The sequence below is a fragment of the Paenibacillus sp. WC2504 genome (assembly GCF_052682475.1).
This window is the reverse complement of the sequence record NZ_JBQZFH010000001.1, coordinates 4,303,780-4,324,811: the sequence shown is the minus strand read 5'-3', so window position 1 is coordinate 4,324,811 and position 21,032 is coordinate 4,303,780. Positions and strand designations below refer to the sequence as shown.

At 45.6% G+C, this 21,032-nt stretch carries 18 protein-coding genes; 15 read left to right on the top strand and 3 right to left on the bottom strand.

The genetic code is table 11. From position 1 onward, the window contains the following. Window positions 1-3 precede the first annotated feature (3 nt). The 7 genes from ACUN27_RS19450 (at window position 4) to ACUN27_RS19420 (ending at window position 10,716) form a co-directional block, all read left to right on the top strand. Window positions 4-1,608 (top strand): response regulator, encoded by a 1,605-nt coding sequence (locus ACUN27_RS19450; RefSeq protein ID WP_326060442.1) that lies wholly within the window; start codon window positions 4-6, stop codon window positions 1,606-1,608. A gap of 116 nt (window positions 1,609-1,724) precedes the next feature. Continuing rightward, window positions 1,725-3,308, top strand: a complete 1,584-nt coding sequence (locus ACUN27_RS19445; protein WP_445559452.1) for an extracellular solute-binding protein — start codon at window positions 1,725-1,727, stop codon at window positions 3,306-3,308. A gap of 24 nt (window positions 3,309-3,332) precedes the next feature. Continuing rightward, on the top strand, window positions 3,333-4,289 hold the full coding sequence (locus tag ACUN27_RS19440; protein WP_326060441.1) for an ABC transporter permease: 957 nt from the start codon (window positions 3,333-3,335) through the stop codon (window positions 4,287-4,289). Between the two features lie 13 nt (window positions 4,290-4,302). After that, window positions 4,303-5,196, top strand: coding sequence for a carbohydrate ABC transporter permease (locus ACUN27_RS19435; RefSeq protein WP_315950410.1), 894 nt, complete (start codon window positions 4,303-4,305; stop codon window positions 5,194-5,196). A gap of 24 nt (window positions 5,197-5,220) precedes the next feature. Then, on the top strand, window positions 5,221-7,233 hold the full coding sequence (locus tag ACUN27_RS19430; RefSeq protein WP_445559451.1) for an alpha-L-arabinofuranosidase C-terminal domain-containing protein: 2,013 nt from the start codon (window positions 5,221-5,223) through the stop codon (window positions 7,231-7,233). A gap of 131 nt (window positions 7,234-7,364) precedes the next feature. Continuing rightward, complete coding sequence (locus ACUN27_RS19425; protein WP_445559450.1) at window positions 7,365-9,605, top strand: family 43 glycosylhydrolase; 2,241 nt, start codon at window positions 7,365-7,367, stop codon at window positions 9,603-9,605. 154 nt (window positions 9,606-9,759) lie between these two features. Then, entirely contained in the window at window positions 9,760-10,716 is a 957-nt protein-coding gene (locus tag ACUN27_RS19420; RefSeq protein WP_445559449.1) for a D-2-hydroxyacid dehydrogenase family protein, read from the top strand. Window positions 10,717-10,848: 132 nt separating this feature from the next. Here ACUN27_RS19420 and ACUN27_RS19415 read toward each other — a convergent pair whose 3' ends face one another. The 3 genes from ACUN27_RS19415 to ACUN27_RS19405 all read right to left on the bottom strand — a co-directional run bounded on the left by ACUN27_RS19415 (window position 10,849) and on the right by ACUN27_RS19405 (window position 13,105). Next, on the bottom strand, window positions 10,849-11,130 hold the full coding sequence (locus ACUN27_RS19415) for a hypothetical protein (protein ID WP_315950149.1): 282 nt from the start codon (window positions 11,128-11,130) through the stop codon (window positions 10,849-10,851). 138 nt (window positions 11,131-11,268) lie between these two features. Then, complete coding sequence (locus ACUN27_RS19410) at window positions 11,269-12,132, bottom strand: helix-turn-helix domain-containing protein (RefSeq protein WP_445559448.1); 864 nt, start codon at window positions 12,130-12,132, stop codon at window positions 11,269-11,271. A 229-nt stretch (window positions 12,133-12,361) separates the two neighbouring features. Further along, on the bottom strand, window positions 12,362-13,105 hold the full coding sequence (locus tag ACUN27_RS19405) for a YqjF family protein (RefSeq protein WP_445559447.1): 744 nt from the start codon (window positions 13,103-13,105) through the stop codon (window positions 12,362-12,364). A gap of 162 nt (window positions 13,106-13,267) precedes the next feature. On the opposite strand from ACUN27_RS19405, the gene ACUN27_RS19400 reads away from it, so the two are divergent. The 8 genes from ACUN27_RS19400 (at window position 13,268) to ACUN27_RS19365 (ending at window position 21,011) form a co-directional block, all read left to right on the top strand. After that, the gene (locus tag ACUN27_RS19400) at window positions 13,268-13,471 is read left to right on the top strand and encodes a YwbE family protein (RefSeq protein WP_315950154.1); all 204 of its coding nucleotides are present in this window, start codon (window positions 13,268-13,270) and stop codon (window positions 13,469-13,471) included. A 22-nt stretch (window positions 13,472-13,493) separates the two neighbouring features. After that, entirely contained in the window at window positions 13,494-13,748 is a 255-nt protein-coding gene (locus tag ACUN27_RS19395) for a YolD-like family protein (protein WP_315950156.1), read from the top strand. Between the two features lie 100 nt (window positions 13,749-13,848). Beyond that, a complete protein-coding gene (locus ACUN27_RS19390; protein WP_315950157.1) occupies window positions 13,849-14,769 on the top strand; it encodes a tyrosine-type recombinase/integrase in 921 nt (306 codons plus the stop codon). A gap of 107 nt (window positions 14,770-14,876) precedes the next feature. After that, entirely contained in the window at window positions 14,877-15,800 is a 924-nt protein-coding gene (locus ACUN27_RS19385) for a S66 peptidase family protein (protein ID WP_315950159.1), read from the top strand. 240 nt (window positions 15,801-16,040) lie between these two features. Then, the gene (locus tag ACUN27_RS19380) at window positions 16,041-16,844 is read left to right on the top strand and encodes an ABC transporter ATP-binding protein (RefSeq protein WP_445559446.1); all 804 of its coding nucleotides are present in this window, start codon (window positions 16,041-16,043) and stop codon (window positions 16,842-16,844) included. 102 nt (window positions 16,845-16,946) lie between these two features. After that, complete coding sequence (locus ACUN27_RS19375) at window positions 16,947-18,311, top strand: aspartate aminotransferase family protein (RefSeq protein WP_445559445.1); 1,365 nt, start codon at window positions 16,947-16,949, stop codon at window positions 18,309-18,311. Between the two features lie 18 nt (window positions 18,312-18,329). Beyond that, the gene (locus tag ACUN27_RS19370; protein WP_315950165.1) at window positions 18,330-19,601 is read left to right on the top strand and encodes a M20 family metallo-hydrolase; all 1,272 of its coding nucleotides are present in this window, start codon (window positions 18,330-18,332) and stop codon (window positions 19,599-19,601) included. A 45-nt stretch (window positions 19,602-19,646) separates the two neighbouring features. Then, a complete protein-coding gene (locus ACUN27_RS19365; RefSeq protein WP_315950166.1) occupies window positions 19,647-21,011 on the top strand; it encodes an NAD(P)-dependent oxidoreductase in 1,365 nt (454 codons plus the stop codon). Window positions 21,012-21,032: the final 21 nt, after the last annotated feature.

The following is a 21,032-nucleotide window of genomic DNA, read 5'->3' as shown; positions in this document are numbered from 1 at the left end:
AAGATGTTTGAGGTTTTATTGGTTGACGATGAAGCATTGGCCCGCAACGATGTGAAGGGAATGTTGGACTGGGAAAAGCATGGATTCACGATTTGTGGAGAAGCGCATAACGGCGCTATAGCCCTTTCTATGATAGAGCAGCATACGCCGCACATTGCCATAGTGGATGTGAGCATGCCGACGATGAATGGGGTAGAGCTCAGTCGCAGGATCAAAGAGCAATTTCCGATGGTTAAAATGATTATGCTGAGCAGCTTTGACGATTTCGATTATGTTCGTACTTGTCTGATGAATGGAGCAATGGATTATTTGCTCAAACATCGCTTGAACGCGAACGCGCTCTTGGCACTTCTGGATCGAGCCGTCATGGAGCTGCAGAGTGAAGCGCGGGAGCATAAAGCACGCAGCGCGCAAACTCAAATCATCGAAAGCCTAAGCCCGGTAATACTTCGCGAACATGTGGCGAATATAGCTAGAGATGTTGAAGGCGCTGAAGAAACATTGGTGGCTTATGCCAAAGACAATGACCTCTACACGCATTCCGTCAATTATGGAACTGCCGCCGTTCAAATCGTACCGTTTCTGTTAGTCACGGAGTTGTTGAATGACGTTCAGAAAAATAGGTTCGTGCAGCAAGCGACGGATGTGATGCAAATGGCAATTGGCGATGTTCAGAAACGAACGGTAGGTTATGTGGGGGAAGGACGATTCATTATTCTGTTCTCATCCGAGGAGCGAAGTGAACTTGTGGTAACGAGTCAAATTAATCAAGCCACGAGCGCGCTCTCGCATTCCCTGGAGAAGTTCCTTAATTTGAAATGCGTCTGCATCATAGGCCCGCGAAGCGGGAGTTTAAAGCAGCTTGTCACCAGTTATCGCAAGGCCGACCAAGAGATGAATGATATTTTATATCAAGGTATGCACCCTACGGTGTTAAGAGATGCTCTGATTGTAGAAGAGAAGAAGCAACTGCTTCTCTACCTGGAACAGCTCGACGGGGATAGGATCCGCCATACCATCACCACCATCTTTGCTGCTGTAAAACATCAGCCTGTCTACGCAATGACGGTACAAACCATAGTCAGTGAATTGCTTCGACTCGTAGAGATGTCACTGAAACGGCAATTTGCTCATATCGCCAGGGAAGATGTGCAGCTTATCCCTACACGGAATGAATTTGGGCGGATGAACAGTGTTTCCGAAATCGAGATGTGGGTATTGTCTTATTACGCACGGATCGTTGATTTCATTAAGGAACAACAAGCTGGGGGATCCTACTCACGTCATATTGGCAAAGCGGTCCAATACATTTCGGATAACTATGCCGCCAATATTTCCTTGGAAAGTACGGCCGGTGCTCTCAATTTAAATCCGTCCTACTTAAGCAGACTGTTCAAAGAGGAAACGCAAATGACATTTACCGAATATATTAATCGCGTTCGTATTAAAAAAAGCTGCATGCTCATGGAGTCCGACGCTTTTGCGCTAAAGCAAATAAGCAGTGAGGTAGGCTTTTTAAGCTATACATACTTTTTTAAAGTGTTTAAAAGCATGACGGGGATGACACCGCAAGCCTATATCGATCATTTGAAAACATCAAAAAAGTAGAATGAAATGTCATATATGTTGAATCAGCAAGGCGAAATCTTTCTTTATAATGAGATCAACCCTTAGAAAACGCTTTCCTAACAAGGGGAAAACAACATGAACGGAGGAAAGAAAGAATGAAAAGAAAATGGGGGACAGTACTACTTTCTACTTTAGTTGTTTCCAGTTTGACGTTATCGGCTTGCAGCACGGATAAGCCAAGTACAGAGAAAGAAGGCAAATCCAAAGGTGAAACTTCAAGTAATGCATCTGCAGAAGGATTTCCGATTGTCAAAGAACCGTTGAAGCTGAAAATGTTCACACGAATTGCGCCTGTCAATGGGCCGTTTAAAGACATGCCGGTGTTTCAGGATTACGAGAAAATGAGCAACATTCAAGTTGAGTTCATTGAAGCGCCAACAGATGGTTTTAATGAGAAAAAGAACCTGCTTTTCGCATCGAATGAACTCCCTGATGCTTTGTACCGCTCAGGCTTGACACCGTTAGAGGCAATTCGATACGGTTCCGGAGGTCAATTGATTCCTCTTGAGAATTTGATTGACAAGTACGCGCCAAATATTAAAAAGCTGATGGATACTTATCCGGAAATTCGCTCTGCGATAACGACTCCTGAGGGTCACATCTATGCCCTGCCTGGTATCGTAACTGTAAACGCTGCCAGAACCGATAAACGTTGGATGAATCAAGTCTGGCTGAAGAAGCTGAACCTGAAAGAACCGGAGACGACGGACGAACTGTATGAGGTGCTGAAAGCTTTCCGGGATAAAGATCCGAACGGTAACGGCAAACAGGATGAAATCCCGATGACAGCGCGCAATGGCCTCAGCATCGTTCCTATCATGGCTGGATCCTTTGGGTTGGATTTTCAGTTGGGATACAACATTAATTTAGATAACGACAAAGTGAATATTTGGATGGGCAACGATCGGAACAAGGAATTATTGATGTACCTAAATAAGCTGTATTCCGAGAAATTGCTTGATTCAGAGCTATTTACGCAGAAGGAAGCTCAGTATTTGGCTAAGCAAGGAACAGGAAATACCGGTTTCTTCTTTGATCAGACGAATAATCCGATGCTGGATACGAAAGTGGCGAATCAATACATCGGTATAGCTCCAGTGAAAGGGCCGCATGGTGATAGATTGCAGTTGGCGCAACCGGTTCCAAGGGATTTCGGTGCTTTTGCCATCACCTCCGTAAATAAGAATCCAGAAGCTACACTGCGTTGGGTGGATTATTTCTATGGCGATGAAGGATCTACGTTGCTGCGTTTTGGTCGCAAGGGCGAGAACTATGAATTGCGAGATGGGATTCCATTTTATACAGAGGCTTTCCTGAATTCCGGTAATCAAGGCAAAATCACCCCGTACGCGGGAGGAGGAGCACCGCACTTGATCAGCGAGAAGGTGGCTTCATACATCAATCCGCCTCAGGTTCAGGAAGCTCAAAAGAAACTGGATCCGTACATGCCGAAGATTCGTTATGCATCACCGATGTTTGACGAGCAAACAGCCCAACAAATTAATATTTTGCGTAATGATATTGATAAGTATTACGAGGAGCAGAGCACGAAGTTTATCGCGGGTGCCCTTAGTTTTGATAAGTGGGGCGAGTTTCAGAGCACACTGAAGAAAATGAAAATTGATGAGCTTCAGAAGCTGTATCAAGATGCTTACGATAAACTCAAACAGCAAAAATAAGTGTTGACGGCTGGAGGACAAAAGATGAACAGTACGGCAAATACAGCGGGCGCTGCGTCTCGACCCAAATCGAGGCGCTCCAGCCTCATGAAAGCTGTGAGCAGTCGGTATGATCTCTACCTTATGCTGCTCATTCCCATTGTATGGTATCTTGTGTTCCATTATGGGCCGTTATACGGTCTGCAGATCGCTTTCAAAAACTTCAGCCCTGCAAAAGGTATCAATGGAAGCGCATGGGTAGGGCTTGATCACTTCAAACGCTTCGTAGAATCTTATTATTTCTGGAGACTGCTGTGGAACACGATTTCTATTAATTTATTTTCCTTATTATTTGCATTTCCGATCCCGATCCTGCTCGCTTTACTGGTGACAGAAATTCGCAATAAAGCATTCAGTAAAGTCGTGCAAAATATTACGTACATTCCGCATTTTATTTCCATTGTTGTAATGGTGGGGATGCTGATGCTCTTTTTATCTCCACGAGGCGGTCCAGTGAATACAATTATTGAGGCGATTGGCGGAGAACCCGTACGATTTCTTGATTCTGCGGGATGGTTCAAGTCGATCTTTGTCAGTTCTAATATATGGCAAAATATGGGTTGGCAATCGATTATCTATATTGCAGCCTTGAGTGGAGTCAATCCACAGCTTTATGAAGCAGCTAAAATGGATGGTGCAAGCCGGCTGCGTCGCATATGGCACGTCTCTATACCGGGTATTCTGCCGGTTATCGTCATTTTATTGATCCTCGATGTGGGACACTTCATGAACGTTGGGTTTGAGAAAATTTTGCTCATGCAAAATAATTTGAATTTAGAGTCCAGCGATGTCATTTCCACTTTCGTCTATTCGGCGGGTATTTTAAAAGGCGAATATAGCTATACAGCTGCCATAGGATTGTTCAACTCCGTGATCAACCTTGCGCTGTTGATTCTTGTGAATCGCTTTGCCCGTAAAAAGGCGGAGACAAGTTTATGGTAGGAGGAGCCGAGTGATGCAGATGCAAACGCTCACGAAGAGGAGCTCGGATGAAAGAGTATTTGATGTTGCTGTAAACGTACTGGCAGCTTTAATTGTAGTTATCGTGCTGTATCCGCTCATCTTTATCGTAAGCGCTTCTTTCAGCGATCCCGCACTAGTGCTGAATGGCGATGTCATCTTGCTGCCTAAGCAGATCACGTTAGAAGCATACAGGAACGTTTTTCATAACGATCAGATTTGGAACGGTTATGGAAATACCATTCTGTATACGTTAATCGGGACGGCGATCAACCTCATAATGACGACACTTGCCGCTTACCCGCTGTCAAGACCGGATTTGCCTGGGCGTGGTGGCATTATGTTTTTCGTTACACTTACGATGTTTTTCAGCGGGGGCCTCATTCCTTCCTATCTCCTCGTGAAAAATTTAGGCATGGTGGATACGATGTGGGCGTTGGTCATCCCTGGTGCAATTGCCACGTATAACTTAATTGTCATGAGAACGTATTTTCAAACCAGCATTCCTTGGGAGATTCAGGAAGCAGCTAATATGGATGGGTGTTCGAACTGGAAGCTGTTGACCCATGTTATTTTACCATTATCGAAACCGATTATGGCCGTTATGATTCTTTTTTACGCTGTAGGTCATTGGAACTCCTATTTTAATGCCTTAATCTATATTCGCAGTAAAGATTTGTATCCGCTGCAACTCGTGCTGCGTGAAGTACTCATGGTCAGTCAGTCGGACGCAGCCGATAGCAATGTAGGGCTGGAATCTAAAGTGCTATTAGCTGAAAGCATCAAATATGTGGTTATTATCATTTCCAGTTTGCCGGTATTGTTGATGTACCCTTTCGTACAGCGGCATTTTGTGAAGGGCGTTATGATTGGCTCATTAAAAGGATAGAACGTGAAAGGAAGCGTTGCGTTTATGGTGCAATCTAGAGCTAGCATTCAAGTGAATACAAATCAAGTTCGTACTAATCCAATTAATCCTTACCTATTCGGTCATTTTGTAGAGGATATCCGTGATCATATGGATGCCATGCTGGCTTATCCTCTGAGAGATATGGATTTTGAAAGTACGGATGTAGCGTACAGAGGGCTTTCAGGAAGCTGGCGTCCTTTTACAAATGGGAAAAGTACGCTGTATGGGCTTGAACCTGCGGCAGCCCGTCACTCCGGTCATAGTCAACGGATTAGAACTTATAGCGACGACGAGGGATATGCCGGGATTAGACAAGCGATTGCCGTCAAACAAGATCAAGATGGCTATACGCTTGCGCTGTTTGCAAGAGCTTCTGTGGAAATCAAATTTGTCTCTGCGGAAATCGTGGATAAGTCGAGTGGTGAAGTGCTCGGACATGTACGAATCCAGATTGAAAGCCATAATTGGAAATATTATGAAACACGTCTCCGAGTACAACGGGACTGTGAGAACGCTGAGTTCAGATTATATGTGCCCTCGGATCATGAACGTTGGTTGGATCATGTGTCCACGGGGATGCTTTGGTTGGATCATATTTCGCTGCTCCCTTCTGGTAGCGAAGGCAATGTTCGCAAAGAAGTGATGGAGATGACGAGAGACTTAAATGCCGGTATGATGCGGCTGGCCGGGAATTATATTAGTGCCTATCATTGGCAGCAAGCTATCGGTCCTGTCTATGAGCGTCCTGCAGTCATTAATGAAGCTTGGGGTGGCTGGACGAATAAATATTTCGGTACAGACGAGTTTATCGCATTTTGCCAGGAATTGAAGGTAGAGCCGCTTATCTGTGTAAATGATGGGTCTGGAACTCCTGAAGAAGCAGCGGAGTGGATTGAATATTGCAATGGCAGCGTGGACACACCGATGGGTAAACTTCGGGCGGCTAATGGTCATCCCGAGCCTTATGGCGTGAAATACTGGGAGATCGGGAACGAAGTGTGGGGAGCGTGGCAGGTAGGCCATTGCACAGCGGAGCACTTCGCAGAACGTTATACGCAATTTGCCGAATCCATGAAAGCGGCCGATCCCGAGATTAAGCTGCTGGCCTGCGGTGATGACAAAATGGATTGGAACAGAACCTTATTGGAGAAAGCTGCCGAGCACATTGATTACTTAACTTTGCACTTATATCACGGATGCAATCGTTTTGGAATGAATCACCGTACATTAAGCGAAGAGCGTTACAAAGCTATCGTTTCTTATCCTGAATGGACAAGAGAAACCGTACGTCAAACGAGGGAACTGTTCGCAGTATCTGATCGGTATGCGCATATTAAATTGGCTGTAACGGAATACAACACCATGTATTATCCGAACACTATTCGCAAGGGTCTGCCGAATGAACACACACTTGAAGCAGCTGTGGCGAATGCAGCGAATCTGAATGAATTTATCCGAAATAGCGATTTGATAGAGATCGGCAGCTTTTCGGACCTAGTGAATGGCTGGCTTGGCGGATGTATCCGTGTTGGGGATTTCTATGCGGACCAATTTCGAGGGAAATCTTCCGGAAGAAGTGAAAATTCCTTAACCGTTTACGGCACACCGACCTATTATGTCATGAAAATGTATGCGAACCGTGATCTCGGCTATGTTGTTGAATCCCATACCGATTGCGAAAGCTTTCAAGTAAACAGCCCGATCCAAATTCCTCATTTGGATGCTCTGCCGAATTTGGATGTTGTCGCTTGTACGAACACACAAGGTGATAAGTTGACTATTTTTATCGTGAATCGAAGTCTCGAAGATACGATGACGGATATTCAGCTTAACGGTTTTGCTGAAACAGGCACTGCCCGCTTACTGGAAGTCACTGCGGACCATTATGAAAGCATTAACGATGCGTTAAATCCTGAAACCGTGATCTGCAAATCTCATTATTTGGAAATTATAAAATCGCAAGTGACCTGTTCATTGAGAGCGGCGTCTATCTACGTATTAGAAATCACGCGCTAATGGGAGGAAAAGATAACCGATTGCGATGGAAAAAAGCATGGAACATAGCGCTAGCAATGTGTGCCACAATCCTGGTCATTGTGGTGGTTGATAAGCAATCCCAACTTCAGGGGTGGGAGGAGGCGAACAGGATGGAGGTAACCCTGGGTCAGACCTACCAGAATCCCTTTGTTTTGGATCAGGAATGGGAAGATTACGGCATTGGAGATCCTTACATTCTGCGTTTTAACGGTAAATACTACCTATATTGCAGCACAAAGGACAGAAGAGTCGGTGTTAAGGCTTGGAGTTCGGATGATCTAGTGAATTGGCGCTACGAAGGTTTGGTTACTGAAGAACCCGTCAGTGAAGGTGCGTATGCCCCGGAGGTTGTCTATTGGAACGGAGCGTTCTATATGTACACTTCGCCGGCGGGCAAAGGACATTACGTCTTACAAAGTGACAAGCCTACCGGACCCTTCGTGAAAAAGACGGATAATTTGGGCTTCACGATTGATGGTTCTGTTTTTATGGATGATGATGAGAAATGGTATTTTACTCACGCTAAATTCGGCGGTATTATGATAAGTTCAATGCCCAATCCATTTACAATTGAAGCAGGAAAACAATTGAATGCTTCCTTAGGTCACTGGACGGAAGGTTCAATGATCATCAAGCGAAATAGACGATATTTCATAACGTACACGGGTAATCACGTTTTCAGCAGGGGCTATCGCGTTAATTACGGCGTTAATCATGAATCTCCCACTGCCGCTTATACCATTCCTGAAAATAATCCGATCCTGATTTCCACAGCGAACGATTTCAATGGACTTGGTCACAGTGCAACAGTGATGGGACCTAATCTGGATTCTTACTACATCGTCTATCACAATCTGATGGGACGTTCTGCGGAAGGGCCACCCGTACGCAAATTGAATCTGGATCGGCTTGTATTCAACGGCGATAAGATGTCCGTGCTTGGACCGACGCATGGAACACCGCAGGAAGCACCCGTTATGCCTGAATTCCGAGACGAGCCAAGCCAATCACCAAGCGATGACAAATGGGAGAAGATTCATTCAACTGATGGTGGCGAGGTCTTGCTGACACGAATAGGTACCGGTAGCGAATATACGGCTGAGTACAATTTCCGAGTGGGAGAGCTGGGTGATGCGCCAAACTCGCTGGAAACAATATTCGGCTACACGGATTCGAAGAATTACTGGGCAGTACGTATAAATGGAGCTTCGATGGAACTTGCGCTCATCCATCGTGTGGATGGCATTGAAACGGTTGTTTCCACGAAGAAGCTGCCACAGGGCACGGATTTTACGAAATTACATGCAATCCGCGTCGAGACAGGAAAGTCTGGGACGCTGATTTATTGGGATGGACTGCTTAAGATCGAATATTCCGGCGAGGTGGCGAAGGCCGGCCGCATTGGCTATGTATGGCCTCTGGGAACAAAGCCGGACTTGCATTACACGGCTTTTTCGAACGAGTTCAATGGCAGCAGCGATCGGAAAGCTGTGAAACCGCTGCCCGGTACGATGGAAGCTGTTCATGGTATTCAAGAGGGACATCCAGTTATTCGTCCAGGAATTACTCCGGACGGCAGTGATGCCGTGAACTTATCTAGCAAAGGCGATGGACTCAGATACCCGGTCAATATTCGGCAGGACGCCAGCTATCTGTTGGCTGTGAATGTGTCCAGAGCGTCGGCAGGGTCGACGTTATTGGTTGAAACGAATGGAGCGACGAAGAAAATTAAACTCGATTCCTCCTTTTTTGCAGCCGATTCGGAGTGGACGAAAATACCACTGGGGGTATTTGAATTGAAGCAAGGGACACAATGGCTGTCCCTGCGTCTTCTGAAAGGTGAAACCACCCTGAGGTATGTGGAAGCGAATCTAACCGTGCCGGTGCCGGAGCAGTCGGTTGTTAAGCCGAATCAAGTAGGGATTGCCAATCGTTTCGGCGGTGAATGGGGTTGGGCGGACTATACCGTCAGCTTTGAGATGACAATGAAAAAAGCTACCGCGGAAGAGGCCGTAATTCTACTGAGGACGACGAATGAATCGGAGTTTAAAGATCAGGTTAAAGATGGTTTCATGGGTTATGCGCTTACGTTTCATAACGGTAAAGTTAATCTAAGCCGAGTCAGCTATGAAAATGCCGTGGAAGAGGCATCGGGCTCGCTAACCTTTGAGCCTGGCCAAACCCGGAAGGTTATCGTGAAGCTGGAAGGACCAACGATTGCCGTTTATTCCGATGCAAGCAAAGAGCCTTTGCTCCGTTGGACGGATCCGAATGCGTTTCTTAACGGTCGCATAGGTTTGCGAGGCGTTTCGCCCGATTGGGCGATATCTCCGCTGAAGGTAACTAGATAAGCTAAGAATAGACACTGACACTTAATTGTGGCCAGTGTCTATTTTATTCGGTGGAAATGAATGTCAAACTTGCGCACGGTTTGCAAGGTGCTCTCGACAGGAATATACTTAAAATTGGTATACTTACATGTACGATGAAGGAGGCACTTACATAATGAAGCTTCGCTGTGCAATATTAGACGACTATCAGCAAGTAGCTTTAACCGCTGCAGATTGGTCAACGATTACGGGCCAAGTGGAGGTCAAAAGCATCAATCAGCATATCGATCAGCAAGATGAGCTTGTCGAGCTAATCGCCGACTGCGAAATTGTTGTGATTATGCGCGAACGTACTCCTTTCCGCGCATCTCTCCTTCAGCGGCTTCCTCACTTAAAGCTTCTAGTTACAACAGGCATGCGGAATGCCTCGATTGATTTGGACGCTGCTGCAGCGCAAGGCATCACCGTTTGCGGGACGGGTGGCGCAGGCAATGCAACCGCTGAGCTCACTTGGGCTTTGGTTCTAGGGCTTGCACGCAACATCGTGCAAGAGCATAACGCCATTCGCAATGGTCAGTGGCAGAGCACGATTGGAACAGATTTGTACGGCAAGACACTTGGCGTACTGGGCCTTGGCAAACTTGGCACCAAGATCGCCAAATTTGGCCAAGCTTTCGGCATGGATGTCGTGGCATGGAGCCAGAATTTAACGCAAGAGCGAGCCGACGAAGTTGGCGTGAGATTCGCTAATTCGAAGGAGGAGCTGCTAGAGAGCAGCGACTTTGTGTCGATTCATCTTGTTCTCAGCGACAGGACAAGAGGGTTGATCGGTGCGGCGGATCTCAAGCGTATGCGCCCCTCGGCTTACTTGATCAATACGTCTCGCGCTCCTATCGTAGATCAAGAAGCTCTTGCCGAGGCCTTGCAAAATCGTTGGATCGCAGGCGCCGCAGTTGATGTATTCGAGGTGGAACCTCTGCCGAAAGACGATGCGTACAGATCGTTACCGAATCTTTTGACTACACCGCATATCGGTTATGTCTCCGAAGCGAATTATCAGGCTTTTTATAGAGATGTGGTTGAGGATATTAGAGAATATCTAGCTGGTTCCCCGGTTCGAACATTAACTTGATTTAAGGAAATTAGGTCTCTTTGGAGAAAAGTTTTTACTCTTAGAAAATGAAAAAAGCAGCCATGATCTCATGGCTGCTTTTGGCTCTTAAGATGAGCCATATCATGCGCATTTTTTGAATGCGATTACAAATTATTTTTTAAAGCTTCCCAGATATTTGAGTGCAACTCCGAGTGCGCCAAGATAATAGCCGATCAACAGTAAGAAACCTGTAGGGTCAAGAGCCATCATGTTGGAAAGCATGAATAATGGGAACACATAGAACAGTAAATCTTTCAAATAAGAGAGAAATAAGTCGCTGGAGAACGAACCGGCTTTGAGAGCAGTATATAAGTTGTATAAGAAGCTTAGGCCCATCAAACCAAGAACTACAAACATTGCGTAGAGCATCCATCCTGTAAGTGCTAGTGTCATTTGGATTCACCTCCCGATTGGGAAGATTTACTACTGAGATATCATATGTAGCTCGATGACAAGTCGTACTAGGACGAAGCACTCATTTTTAAAAAAAGATAATTAAATAGTTACATAACTAATGTTATGTAAACAAATTTAAAGCTGCATATTGTTTCGGTAAATAAGAGGGGCCACGCCGACGTATTTTTTAAATAATCGCGAAAAGTAAAAGACATCTTTAAACCCTAAAGAATCGGCCACTTCTTTGACTGAATCCTCTGTATTGAGGAGAATGTTTTTCGCTTCAGCTATTTTCAAACGGTTGATATAAGCGTTGAGCGGATAGCCTGTATATTCACTCACAACTCTGCGTAGTGTAGAAATCGAGATGTGGTGCCGTTTGGCGATACTTTTCGCATCGAAAGGCTGAAAGAGGGAATCCCCGAGGTCGTCCATAATGTCAATGACCTGTTGTGTTTTTGTCGTCTGGGATGTAGTTTGGGCTTTCAGCATAAATTCAAAAAGCAACGTTTCCACAAGCAGCGCGGCGCGATCGATGTTATCAGGTAATCCGCTTTCCATCAGCATGAAAATCCGTTCGATCCGGTTGTGTTGGGTAGCATCTTCATGACCGACTTGTTTCGCTTCGTCGACATTTGTTAACCAACTGTCAAGCCATTCCTTGATACGAGTGCCCTCAAAAGTAAAATAATACTCATCCCAAAAACCGCCTTGATCGGGACCATAATTATAAATGACGCCTGGTCGTAAGAAGAGCAGAGTTCCGCTTTCCACGTATTGTACCGGTCCGTTATTAGCTTGATAGGAGCCACTGCCTCCGGACAAATAAATAAATGCCCATTTGGAGAATGTTGCTTGATGGCGAAAAGAGATACGTCCGGGCAAGTGGCCAACGTTTGTAATAATCAAAGATTGCAGCTTTAGCTTACTGGAATCGATGGGTGAAGTAATGATTCTCAATGGGTAAGGACTGATCATATAGTCCATGATCTTTGGCATATCGCATATTACCTCCGTAATATTTCTAAGGTATTACTAGTATTGTGTAAATTTAATGACATTAATTATATTTATTATATCTGAACATTTTATCCATGGGAATAGTATTATCGTTTTTAGCGTTTTCGAGTTTTAAGGGATGCGCTATACAGAGTTTTTCTATACATAGATTAATTAATGTCACTATTCATTAATGGCATTAATTAATTTCAAGTTACCATATTGAACACTATTCGTCGCTAAAATGCTCGTTTAGTTTCTCAAGAGCCCATATCTTCACTTTTAATTGTTTGGCAAAATGTAAGAGAGGTGATTGCTCCGGTAGTTTTATTCCAAATGAGGCAGGCAGCGTATTCATGGAGATTTCAGCTTCTGCCGATTGCAAAGGCCATAGATCGTGATCGATCTCTCCCCGATAGATCGTTCCGCGGCGATCCTGGCAATATAGACAGTAACGTTCCGTAAGCCAGTACTCTAATGTTCCAGCTACTGCATGGCGAATGGGGGAGGAGGGGCGGTACTCCGCTAAAAACTCACCTTGCCGAGCGCGCGGATCTTGACGAACACTATGGTATAACGTAGTGTTATTTGATGTTCTCTTCACTTCAATTTGCGAATAAAAATAGGGGAGATGGAATAAAGTGCGCGCCGCTTCGACAGCGAATTTATTATGGGCTTCTAAGCTGAAGAAGTATACGCCAGGCTTCCCGTGAATCGTGACGTAAGTACGGACATTGATTTCCGGGAATGACGAGAAATAAGGCAGTGCAGGAATGCCCCTGGGAGTAACACCTGTCATATGAAAAGGAACGACACCTATCCAAGCCGTTCCTTCGAAGGTATCTATCGAAAGAGGAGAAGGGATTCGTTCTCTTATGATTTCAACAGGCACTGGCCAATGAGCGAATAACAAGTCATTCCATATTTGATGCATGATCCAAGGTTTTGCAGGCAGAGGCCATGATCTACTCATAGGAAAAGCTCCTTCAATTCGTGTAGGGTATATCCATCATCGTATAAGTTAACATGTGAGCTGTAAAGGGTTTTACTTATGTTCGCACTTCCGGTAGGGAATGCGTGAAATATGTGGTATAATGAAGCACAATCTGGAAAGAAAGCAGGCGACTCAAACATCATGAATGGGCAAAATCGTAAAGATGTCCTGCCGGGAATCGAAGTCAATATTGTCTTGAAACAAGATCAACGGAGCGGAAAGCTAACAAGAGGAATTGTGAAAGACTTATTAACGAATTCACCGACACATCCGCATGGGATTAAAGTAAGACTAACCGATGGACAAGTAGGAAGAGTGAAAGAAATTATATCACCGGCAAGGTGATGAGGACGCAGGGGGAACGAGAATGGCAAAAGCGAAAGTTGCAAAAAGACCAACACGCGATGAGTTTGTTTTAGAAGAGATTGGGAATCAACTGTCGGAAGCGAAGATGGAAAACTCAGAGATCGTCCTTACGGTATGGGGACGCGAAGAGCAGGTGCGTGGACTGATCAAGACGATGGATTCACGAACAGGTCGCGTACATATGGAAACCAGCAATGGGGAATTGGATAAAGTTCCTTTTATGGATATTATGAAAGTGGAATACCCTAGAGATTAGCACACTTTTCGGCCGGTTTCGGCCGCTTTTTTCCGTTAAAAAAATTGCACTAAATCTATATTTAACGTAACTTAGATTCTAACGGACGGAGTGAACGAAGATGGGACAAGGATTGGAGTATGATGACGACTATTTGGAGCTGTTTGATACCTGGATGAAGGATCAGGGGTTTACCAAAAGAACACAGCAAGCTTACCTGGGGGATGTTCGTTTATTTCTTTCGTCGATGGAAAAAGCTTTATCCACCATAGAGGCGATTGATATCATGCGTTTTTTAACTAAAATGCGTCAGGGAGGGGCGGGCGATGCGGCACGTAATCGATATTTGTCATCGATCCGTACTTTTTTCACAGCATTGATCGATCTTCAATTGGCGTCTAGCAACCCATCTCTCCACATAAAGAAATCGAAGGTAGAGAAAAATCAGATTCCAACATTTCTAAGCGAGCAGCTGCTGTCCGTTTTCCTGCAATCGATCGAGGGGAAATATCAAATTCGCAATGTGGCGATGTTTCTGTTGATGAGTTATGCAGGTTTGCGGGTTAGCGAACTGCATCGATTAAATACCGCGGATTTTAACCTGACGACCAAGTCACTGCTTGTTTATGGTAAAGGTCGGAAATGGCGCTTAATTCCGCTGCCGGATGAATTGGTCAAGGTGTTGAATAAAGCGCTGGCAGAGCGGCTAGATTCGCGGAATAAAGGTGAGCAGCCATTTTTCGTATCGCAATTCGGGCGCCGAATCAGCATACGGATGATTCAAACGATCGCGGAGAAACATTTCGAGGAGCTGAAGAAGCACTATGCTGAACTGCAAGGAAAGTCCATTTCCAGCCATAAGCTGCGCCATACTTTTGCTACGATGCAGGTACTGGCAGGAACAGATATTCGAACTTTGCAGGAATTGTTAGGTCATGCGAGCATACAAACAACTCAGATCTATACACACGTTGCCGATAAACAAAAGCAAGAGGCAATGAATCGCGTTACCGCGTTTATCCCAGCTGGAATGGGGATATAGGGACATGGAAAATAATCATCGAGGTCATATATTTCTCTTTTGGCGCATATAAGGCAACAGAGAGATTAAACCTTTGCAATACAAGGGCATTGGTAGGAGGCATGCAAATGACCATTCAGCCCCCCATGTTACGTGGTGGTGACACCATAGGAATTGTTACTTTAGGAAGTCCGCTTGACGCTAGTATCATTGATGCAAGAATAGCGACGCTTGAAAGTATGGGTTTTGAGGTGCTTGTTGGGAAATATGCGTATTCCTATGATGGCATTGTTGCTTCAACGGCTCAACAGCGTGCAGAAGATTTTATGGCCATGATTTCAAATCATCAGGTCAAAATGATACTGCCGACTAGGGGAGGCACAGGGGTAAGAGATATTTTACCGTATTTAGACTATCAGTTGATTAACAAAAATCCAAAAATTATAACAGGCTACAGCGATATTACGATCTTATTGAATATCCTCAATCAATTTTCAAACTTAATTACGTTCCAAAGTCTTCTTTTAATTGATTTTGACCCTAACACACCTAAGTATAGCTTTGATCAGTTTTTCTCGGCGACGTCGACTTTATCACAAACAAGGGTGATTCAAAATCCACCTGGGATTCCGCTAAAAAGCTTAATTCAAGGCAATGTACGAGGGCAAATTGTCGGTGGTAATCTAACCTCGTTCGTAGGATCCTTGGGAACACCGTATGAAATTAATACAACAGGCAAAATCGTGCTGATCGAAGAGACACATGAACCATCGAACACGATTTATCGCTATTTGACACAATTAATTATGGCCGGTAAGTTCCAACATTGCCAAGGGATTATCATGGGTCAATGCACCAATTGTACTGTTTCGTATTCAACGACTTACGATGATCTAATCAACGGTGTCATGTATCCGCTAGGCAAACCTCTTATGACGAATTTGAGTACAGCGCATGGGTACTACAAGGCAGCCATTCCAATCGGAGCTATGGTGGATCTCAATACATTTGATAACACACTTACAGTGCTAGAACCAACGGTTAAAATATAGCATGAATATTTGTTTACATAATATTAATTATGTAACGTATATGATAACCCTGACTCTTGAATGAGACAGGGTTATTTGAATTCGAGAGGAGGGATTTTACATTCTGTCACGTTGATTCATGAATTTCGGAACACTTTGTATAATGAAATAAATCCCGAGTGTTATATAATATAACATATACAGTTATTGTAAATAACACATCTATAACGCGATGATAAGGGCAAGTTGAGGAGGAGCATGATGAATTCAGAGCTTTCTCGGCAAAAGGTGGAAATATCATTGGATGGTGTATGCAAGGTGTTCGGAAAAAGAGGGAGGCAGGTGACGGTCCTCCAGGACATTACATTCGATGTGCACCAAAATGAATTCGTATCCTTACTTGGACCTCGAGGCTGTGGAAAATCAACACTGCTGCGTATTATGGCAGACCTATTGCAACCGTCCAGCGGTCAGATTCTTATTGAGAAAGAGCATCCGCGAGAAGTACGTTTGCGCCGAAAGTTCGGCATTGTGCTGCAGCAACCGGCTTTATTTGAATGGCGAACTGTGCAGGAAAATATTGAACTTCCACTAGAGGTATTAGGCCAAAACCGCTCGGAGTATAAGCATATGGTTGATCAGCTGCTTGAAACGGTCGGTTTAACGAAATTTAAAGAGTATTACCCTTGGCAGTTAAGCGGTGGCATGCAGCAAAGAGTTGCGATTGCCCGGGCTTTATCCTTGGATCCTCCCATTTTATTTATGGATGAACCCTTCTCAGCGTTGGATGCGTTCACGAAGGATAAGCTGCAAGTCGAGCTCCTTGCGATTAAGAAGAAAACGAAGAAAACGATCGTTTTTGTTTCCCATAGCGTGTCCGAAGCGGTCTTCCTATCTGATCGAATCATTGTTTTAACGGCTCATCCTGGACGGATACATTCGATTCACTCCGTTGACTTTGGAGAGGAACGCACCGCACAAACACGGGAATTGGACCCATTTCTTGCGCTATCCGCAGACATTCGAACCAGTTTATACCAAGGTCAGTCACATAAAACGGAATGAAATATAGATTTAACAATGACTCCAAGGGATGTCTACCTCTTTCTGCACATAGAAATAAGATAAGGGTTTTTTTGCAAGAATTCTGAGGAGAGGAGGCTGACTATGGAGAGTAATGAAATGAGTGATCTACCCACTAAGGAGGAGCTGCTTGAGAAAGATCGCAAATATGTGTGGCACCATATGTCTGCACATAACGAAAACCCCATGATCCTTGCTTCCGGTGAAGGAAGCTGGGTGACGGATGTGGATGGCAATCGTTATTTGGACGGTATGTCCGGGCTATGGTGCGTGAATGTAGGCCATGGACGGAAGGAAATTGCCGAAGCGGCCGCTGCACAAATGATGAAGCTTGCCTATGCCACCATGGTGCAATCTCACATCCCATCAATCGAGCTTGCAGCCAAAATCAATGAGTGGTTGGATGGTGACTACCGCATTTTTTTCTCTAACTCAGGTTCGGATGCCAATGAAGTGGCTTTCAAAATCGCGAGGCAATACTTTCATCAAAATGGGAAACCAACGAAACACAAGTTCATTTCTAGGCATCGCGCCTATCATGGGAATTCGATGGGGGCATTAGGGGCAACGGGGCAAGCACAGCGAAAGCTGAAATATGAACCGCTTGGGGTAGGATTCCAGCATGTTCCGCCTCCTTACTGCTACCGCTGTCCTTTCGGCCAAAAGCAAGGGAGCTGCAGCTTGCAATGCGCTAAAGCTATCGAGGATGTCATCGTTTGGGAAGGCGCAGATTCCGTTGCCGGTGTCATTATGGAGCCGGTTATTACGGGTGGAGGCATGATTATTCCGCCGGACGAGTATATGCAAACGGTTCGCAGCATTTGTGATAAATACGACGTTTTGCTCATCGTTGATGAAGTGATTTGCGGTTTTGGCCGTTCCGGTGAGAAATTCGGTCATCTCAATTTCGGTGTCAGACCTGACATTGTGACGATGGCCAAAGGCATGACAAGCGCTTACTCACCGTTGTCCGCTACGGCTGTTTCCTTGGAATTATATGATTCGTTCAAAAACAGCCAGGAACCCACAAGTCATTTACGCCATATTAACACGTTCGGCGGTAATCCGGTTTCTTGTGTTGTGGCCTTGAAAAATATCGAAATTTTAGAAAAGGAAAATTTAGTGGCACGTTCCGCTCAGATCGGAAGCGTTTTTAAAAACGGCTTGAAACCATTGCTGGATCATCCGCACATAGGTGAAATTCGAATTTTTGGATCGGCAATGGGCATTGAATTAGTGGAAGATGTGCAGACCAAGCAGCCTGCAACGGCAGAGCGCGTGATGAGCATTATAGCGGCTTGCAAGCAAAAAGGGCTGTTGATCGGAAAAAATGGCGATACCGTGCCTGGCTATGCCAACATTCTTACGTTAAGTCCGCCATTCTCTTCGACGGACGAGGATATTGCTTTTATCGTAGACACTTTACTTGCTGTGTTCGATGCCAATTAGGAGAAAGGATGAAGGACATTGTCTACAAGCTCTCGGATACAAATTGACACTTCACGCCTACATCAGCATATTCATGAACTTTCACAAATTGGAAAAATCGGAGATACTGGCGTCTGCCGATTGGCGCTCTCCAAGGAAGATCGGGAAGGCGTGGAACTCGTGAAACAATGGATGGAAGAGGCAGGGATGGAAGCGCACATCGATCCATTCGCTAACCTCATCGGGAAGCTGAGAGGCCGTAATCCGGATGCTCCAGTGCTCATGCTCGGATCTCACATCGACTCACAGCCTTATGGCGGTAGATTCGATGGCGCGATTGGCGTGCTTGGTGCGATTGAGGTGGTTCAAACCCTGGTCGAATCTGGTCAAGCGCCTGAATGCGATGTTGAAGTTGTGGCATTCTGTGACGAGGAAGGCTGTCGTTTCAATAAAGGGCTGTTCGGCGTCCGTGGAATGACTGGCAAGCTGGAAGAGAACGAGCTCGAGCGGACGGATAAAAACGGCGTTACACGCCGAGAAGCATTAATCCAATTCGGCTGTGATCCTGTGAATTTCGAAAATTATGTGTTTCAAGAAGGGCGCATCGGCACTTTCCTTGAACTTCACATTGAACAAGGACCGGTCCTTGAAGCACTGAACGAGCCCATCGGTATCGTTACAGGCATATCGGGTCCGTTATGGCTTACCGTTGAGATGACCGGGTTCGCCGGGCATGCAGGATCTGTGCCGATGTCGATGCGTCATGACGCCCTGCTGGGAAGCGCTAAGATCATCGTTGCGCTCAACGAGCTTGTGCAGCAAGTGCCGAATGCTCCTACCGTTGGAACGGTAGGTTCACTTACTGTTTTTCCGGATTCTCGCAACATCATTCCTGAGAAAGTGTCCTTCACGATTGATTTGCGCGATATCGATTTATCGCGTCGCAATGCGCTCGAAACCGAATTGTTGAGTGTGATCGAGAACGTCTCTCGGGAACATGGTCTTACCTATACGATTCGGGAGGATACGAACAGTGAACCGCGTTATTGCGCCGGTTGGATCATGCAGAGCTTGCGCGAGGAGGCAGGAGAGCTGGGAATTTCTCCGCCGGAGCTTATGAGCGGTCCGTTTCATGATTCTCTAGCGATGTCGCATGTGTGCGATTACGGGATGATTTTCGTTCGATGTTTGGAGGGAATTAGCCATAATCCCAAGGAATATGCAAGTCCTGACGATATCTCATTAGGAACTGAACTGTTGTATCGAACAGCTCGCCGAATCGCTTTAGGAAATTCAGGATCGCAGACTTGATAGCATTCATTAGATAGTTAGCCTATACGTGCGGAGGTGTGGCAAATGGGGACATCATTTATTTCATTAAATGATTTGAAACGTAATTTCGCCGAAGTCAAAGCGGGCATGAAGCCGAAAGAGGCGATCGAAGAATCGAATCGATGTTTGTATTGTTATGATGCTCCTTGTGTACGCGCCTGTCCGACAGGGATTGAAATTCCTTCTTTTATTAAAAAGATCGCCTCAGGCAATCTCAAAGGCTCGTCTCGCATTATTATGGAGGCAAACCCGGTAGGGGCTACATGCTCCAGGGTATGCCCGACGGAGGAACTCTGCGAGGGGGCTTGCGTGCTTAATCATTCGTCCAAGCCTATACTAATCGGGCAATTGCAGCGCTACGCCACAGACTGGGCAATGAAAAACGAGGTCGTATTATTTAAAACCGGAGCAAGCATCGGGAAATCCGCTGCCATCATTGGCAGTGGGCCGGCTGGTCTTTCGGCAGCCCGAGAGCTCGCCAGATTCGGGTTTCAAGTGACGGTTTTCGAAGCGAAAGAACAAGCAGGAGGGTTAGATACATACGGCATCGTCTCTTTTCGCTTACCTCAGGAAATTTCACTATGGGAAGTAGAGCAGATTCGCCAGCTTGGGGTAGATTTCAAATTGAACACACAGGTTGGCGTAGATATTTCGGCTGAGTCCCTTCTAGAAAACTATGACGCTGTTGTGCTGGCGGTCGGGATGTCGAAGGTGCCGATGCTTGGTATTGAAGGCGAAGCCTTAAATGGCGTCTTTGATGCCATAGATTTCGTTGAAGCAACGAAGTCAGCAGAAGATCTGGATACGAACCTGATCGGAAAGCGTGTAGCCGTTATCGGCGCAGGAAATACGGCGATTGACGCAGCTACCTGTTCGGTGAGACTTGGCGCAGAGCAGGTTCAGATCGTGTACCGGCGAACGCAAGCGGAAATGACGGCGTATGATTTTGAATTTGATTTTGCCAAAATGGACGGCGTTGCATTCAGATGGCTTACAGCTCCGAAGCGAATTATTGGCGACGCTAACGGCAACGTAGCGGCTTTGGAATGCATCCGGATGGAACTGATCGATGTGGAGGCAGGACGAAGGCGGCCGGTCCCTATTTCAGGGTCAGAGTTCATCCTTCCGGTTGACGCGGTCATTAAAGCGATTGGACAAACGCGCCATGCATCCCTAATCAATCAATTCAAGCTAGCACATATTCGGGGGACAGTGACAGTGAATCCTGAGACAGGTCAAACGTCAAACCCCAAAGTATTTGCGGCAGGAGATGTTATTTTCGGGGAGGGGCAAGGGGAGGCGATGGTTGTTTCAGCCGCTCAGCAAGGGAAGCAAGCAGCTTATGCGATCTACAAACAAGTGATTACAGCTCAGAACGAGACTGCCTAATAGTTGGTCATTAATCGTACA

Coding starts and splice junctions, on each gene's coding strand:
- ACUN27_RS19365 (WP_315950166.1), top strand. CDS start 19,647: ATGGGGACATCATTTATTTCATTAAATGATTTGAAACGTAATTTCGCC.
- ACUN27_RS19390 (WP_315950157.1), top strand. CDS start 13,849: ATGGGACAAGGATTGGAGTATGATGACGACTATTTGGAGCTGTTTGAT.
- ACUN27_RS19400 (WP_315950154.1), top strand. CDS start 13,268: ATGAATGGGCAAAATCGTAAAGATGTCCTGCCGGGAATCGAAGTCAAT.
- ACUN27_RS19410 (WP_445559448.1), bottom strand. CDS start 12,132: ATGCCAAAGATCATGGACTATATGATCAGTCCTTACCCATTGAGAATC.
- ACUN27_RS19395 (WP_315950156.1), top strand. CDS start 13,494: ATGGCAAAAGCGAAAGTTGCAAAAAGACCAACACGCGATGAGTTTGTT.
- ACUN27_RS19440 (WP_326060441.1), top strand. CDS start 3,333: ATGAACAGTACGGCAAATACAGCGGGCGCTGCGTCTCGACCCAAATCG.
- ACUN27_RS19385 (WP_315950159.1), top strand. CDS start 14,877: ATGACCATTCAGCCCCCCATGTTACGTGGTGGTGACACCATAGGAATT.
- ACUN27_RS19405 (WP_445559447.1), bottom strand. CDS start 13,105: ATGAGTAGATCATGGCCTCTGCCTGCAAAACCTTGGATCATGCATCAA.
- ACUN27_RS19420 (WP_445559449.1), top strand. CDS start 9,760: ATGAAGCTTCGCTGTGCAATATTAGACGACTATCAGCAAGTAGCTTTA.
- ACUN27_RS19435 (WP_315950410.1), top strand. CDS start 4,303: ATGCAGATGCAAACGCTCACGAAGAGGAGCTCGGATGAAAGAGTATTT.
- ACUN27_RS19375 (WP_445559445.1), top strand. CDS start 16,947: ATGGAGAGTAATGAAATGAGTGATCTACCCACTAAGGAGGAGCTGCTT.
- ACUN27_RS19425 (WP_445559450.1), top strand. CDS start 7,365: ATGGAGGTAACCCTGGGTCAGACCTACCAGAATCCCTTTGTTTTGGAT.
- ACUN27_RS19380 (WP_445559446.1), top strand. CDS start 16,041: ATGAATTCAGAGCTTTCTCGGCAAAAGGTGGAAATATCATTGGATGGT.
- ACUN27_RS19445 (WP_445559452.1), top strand. CDS start 1,725: ATGAAAAGAAAATGGGGGACAGTACTACTTTCTACTTTAGTTGTTTCC.
- ACUN27_RS19415 (WP_315950149.1), bottom strand. CDS start 11,130: ATGACACTAGCACTTACAGGATGGATGCTCTACGCAATGTTTGTAGTT.
- ACUN27_RS19450 (WP_326060442.1), top strand. CDS start 4: ATGTTTGAGGTTTTATTGGTTGACGATGAAGCATTGGCCCGCAACGAT.
- ACUN27_RS19430 (WP_445559451.1), top strand. CDS start 5,221: ATGGTGCAATCTAGAGCTAGCATTCAAGTGAATACAAATCAAGTTCGT.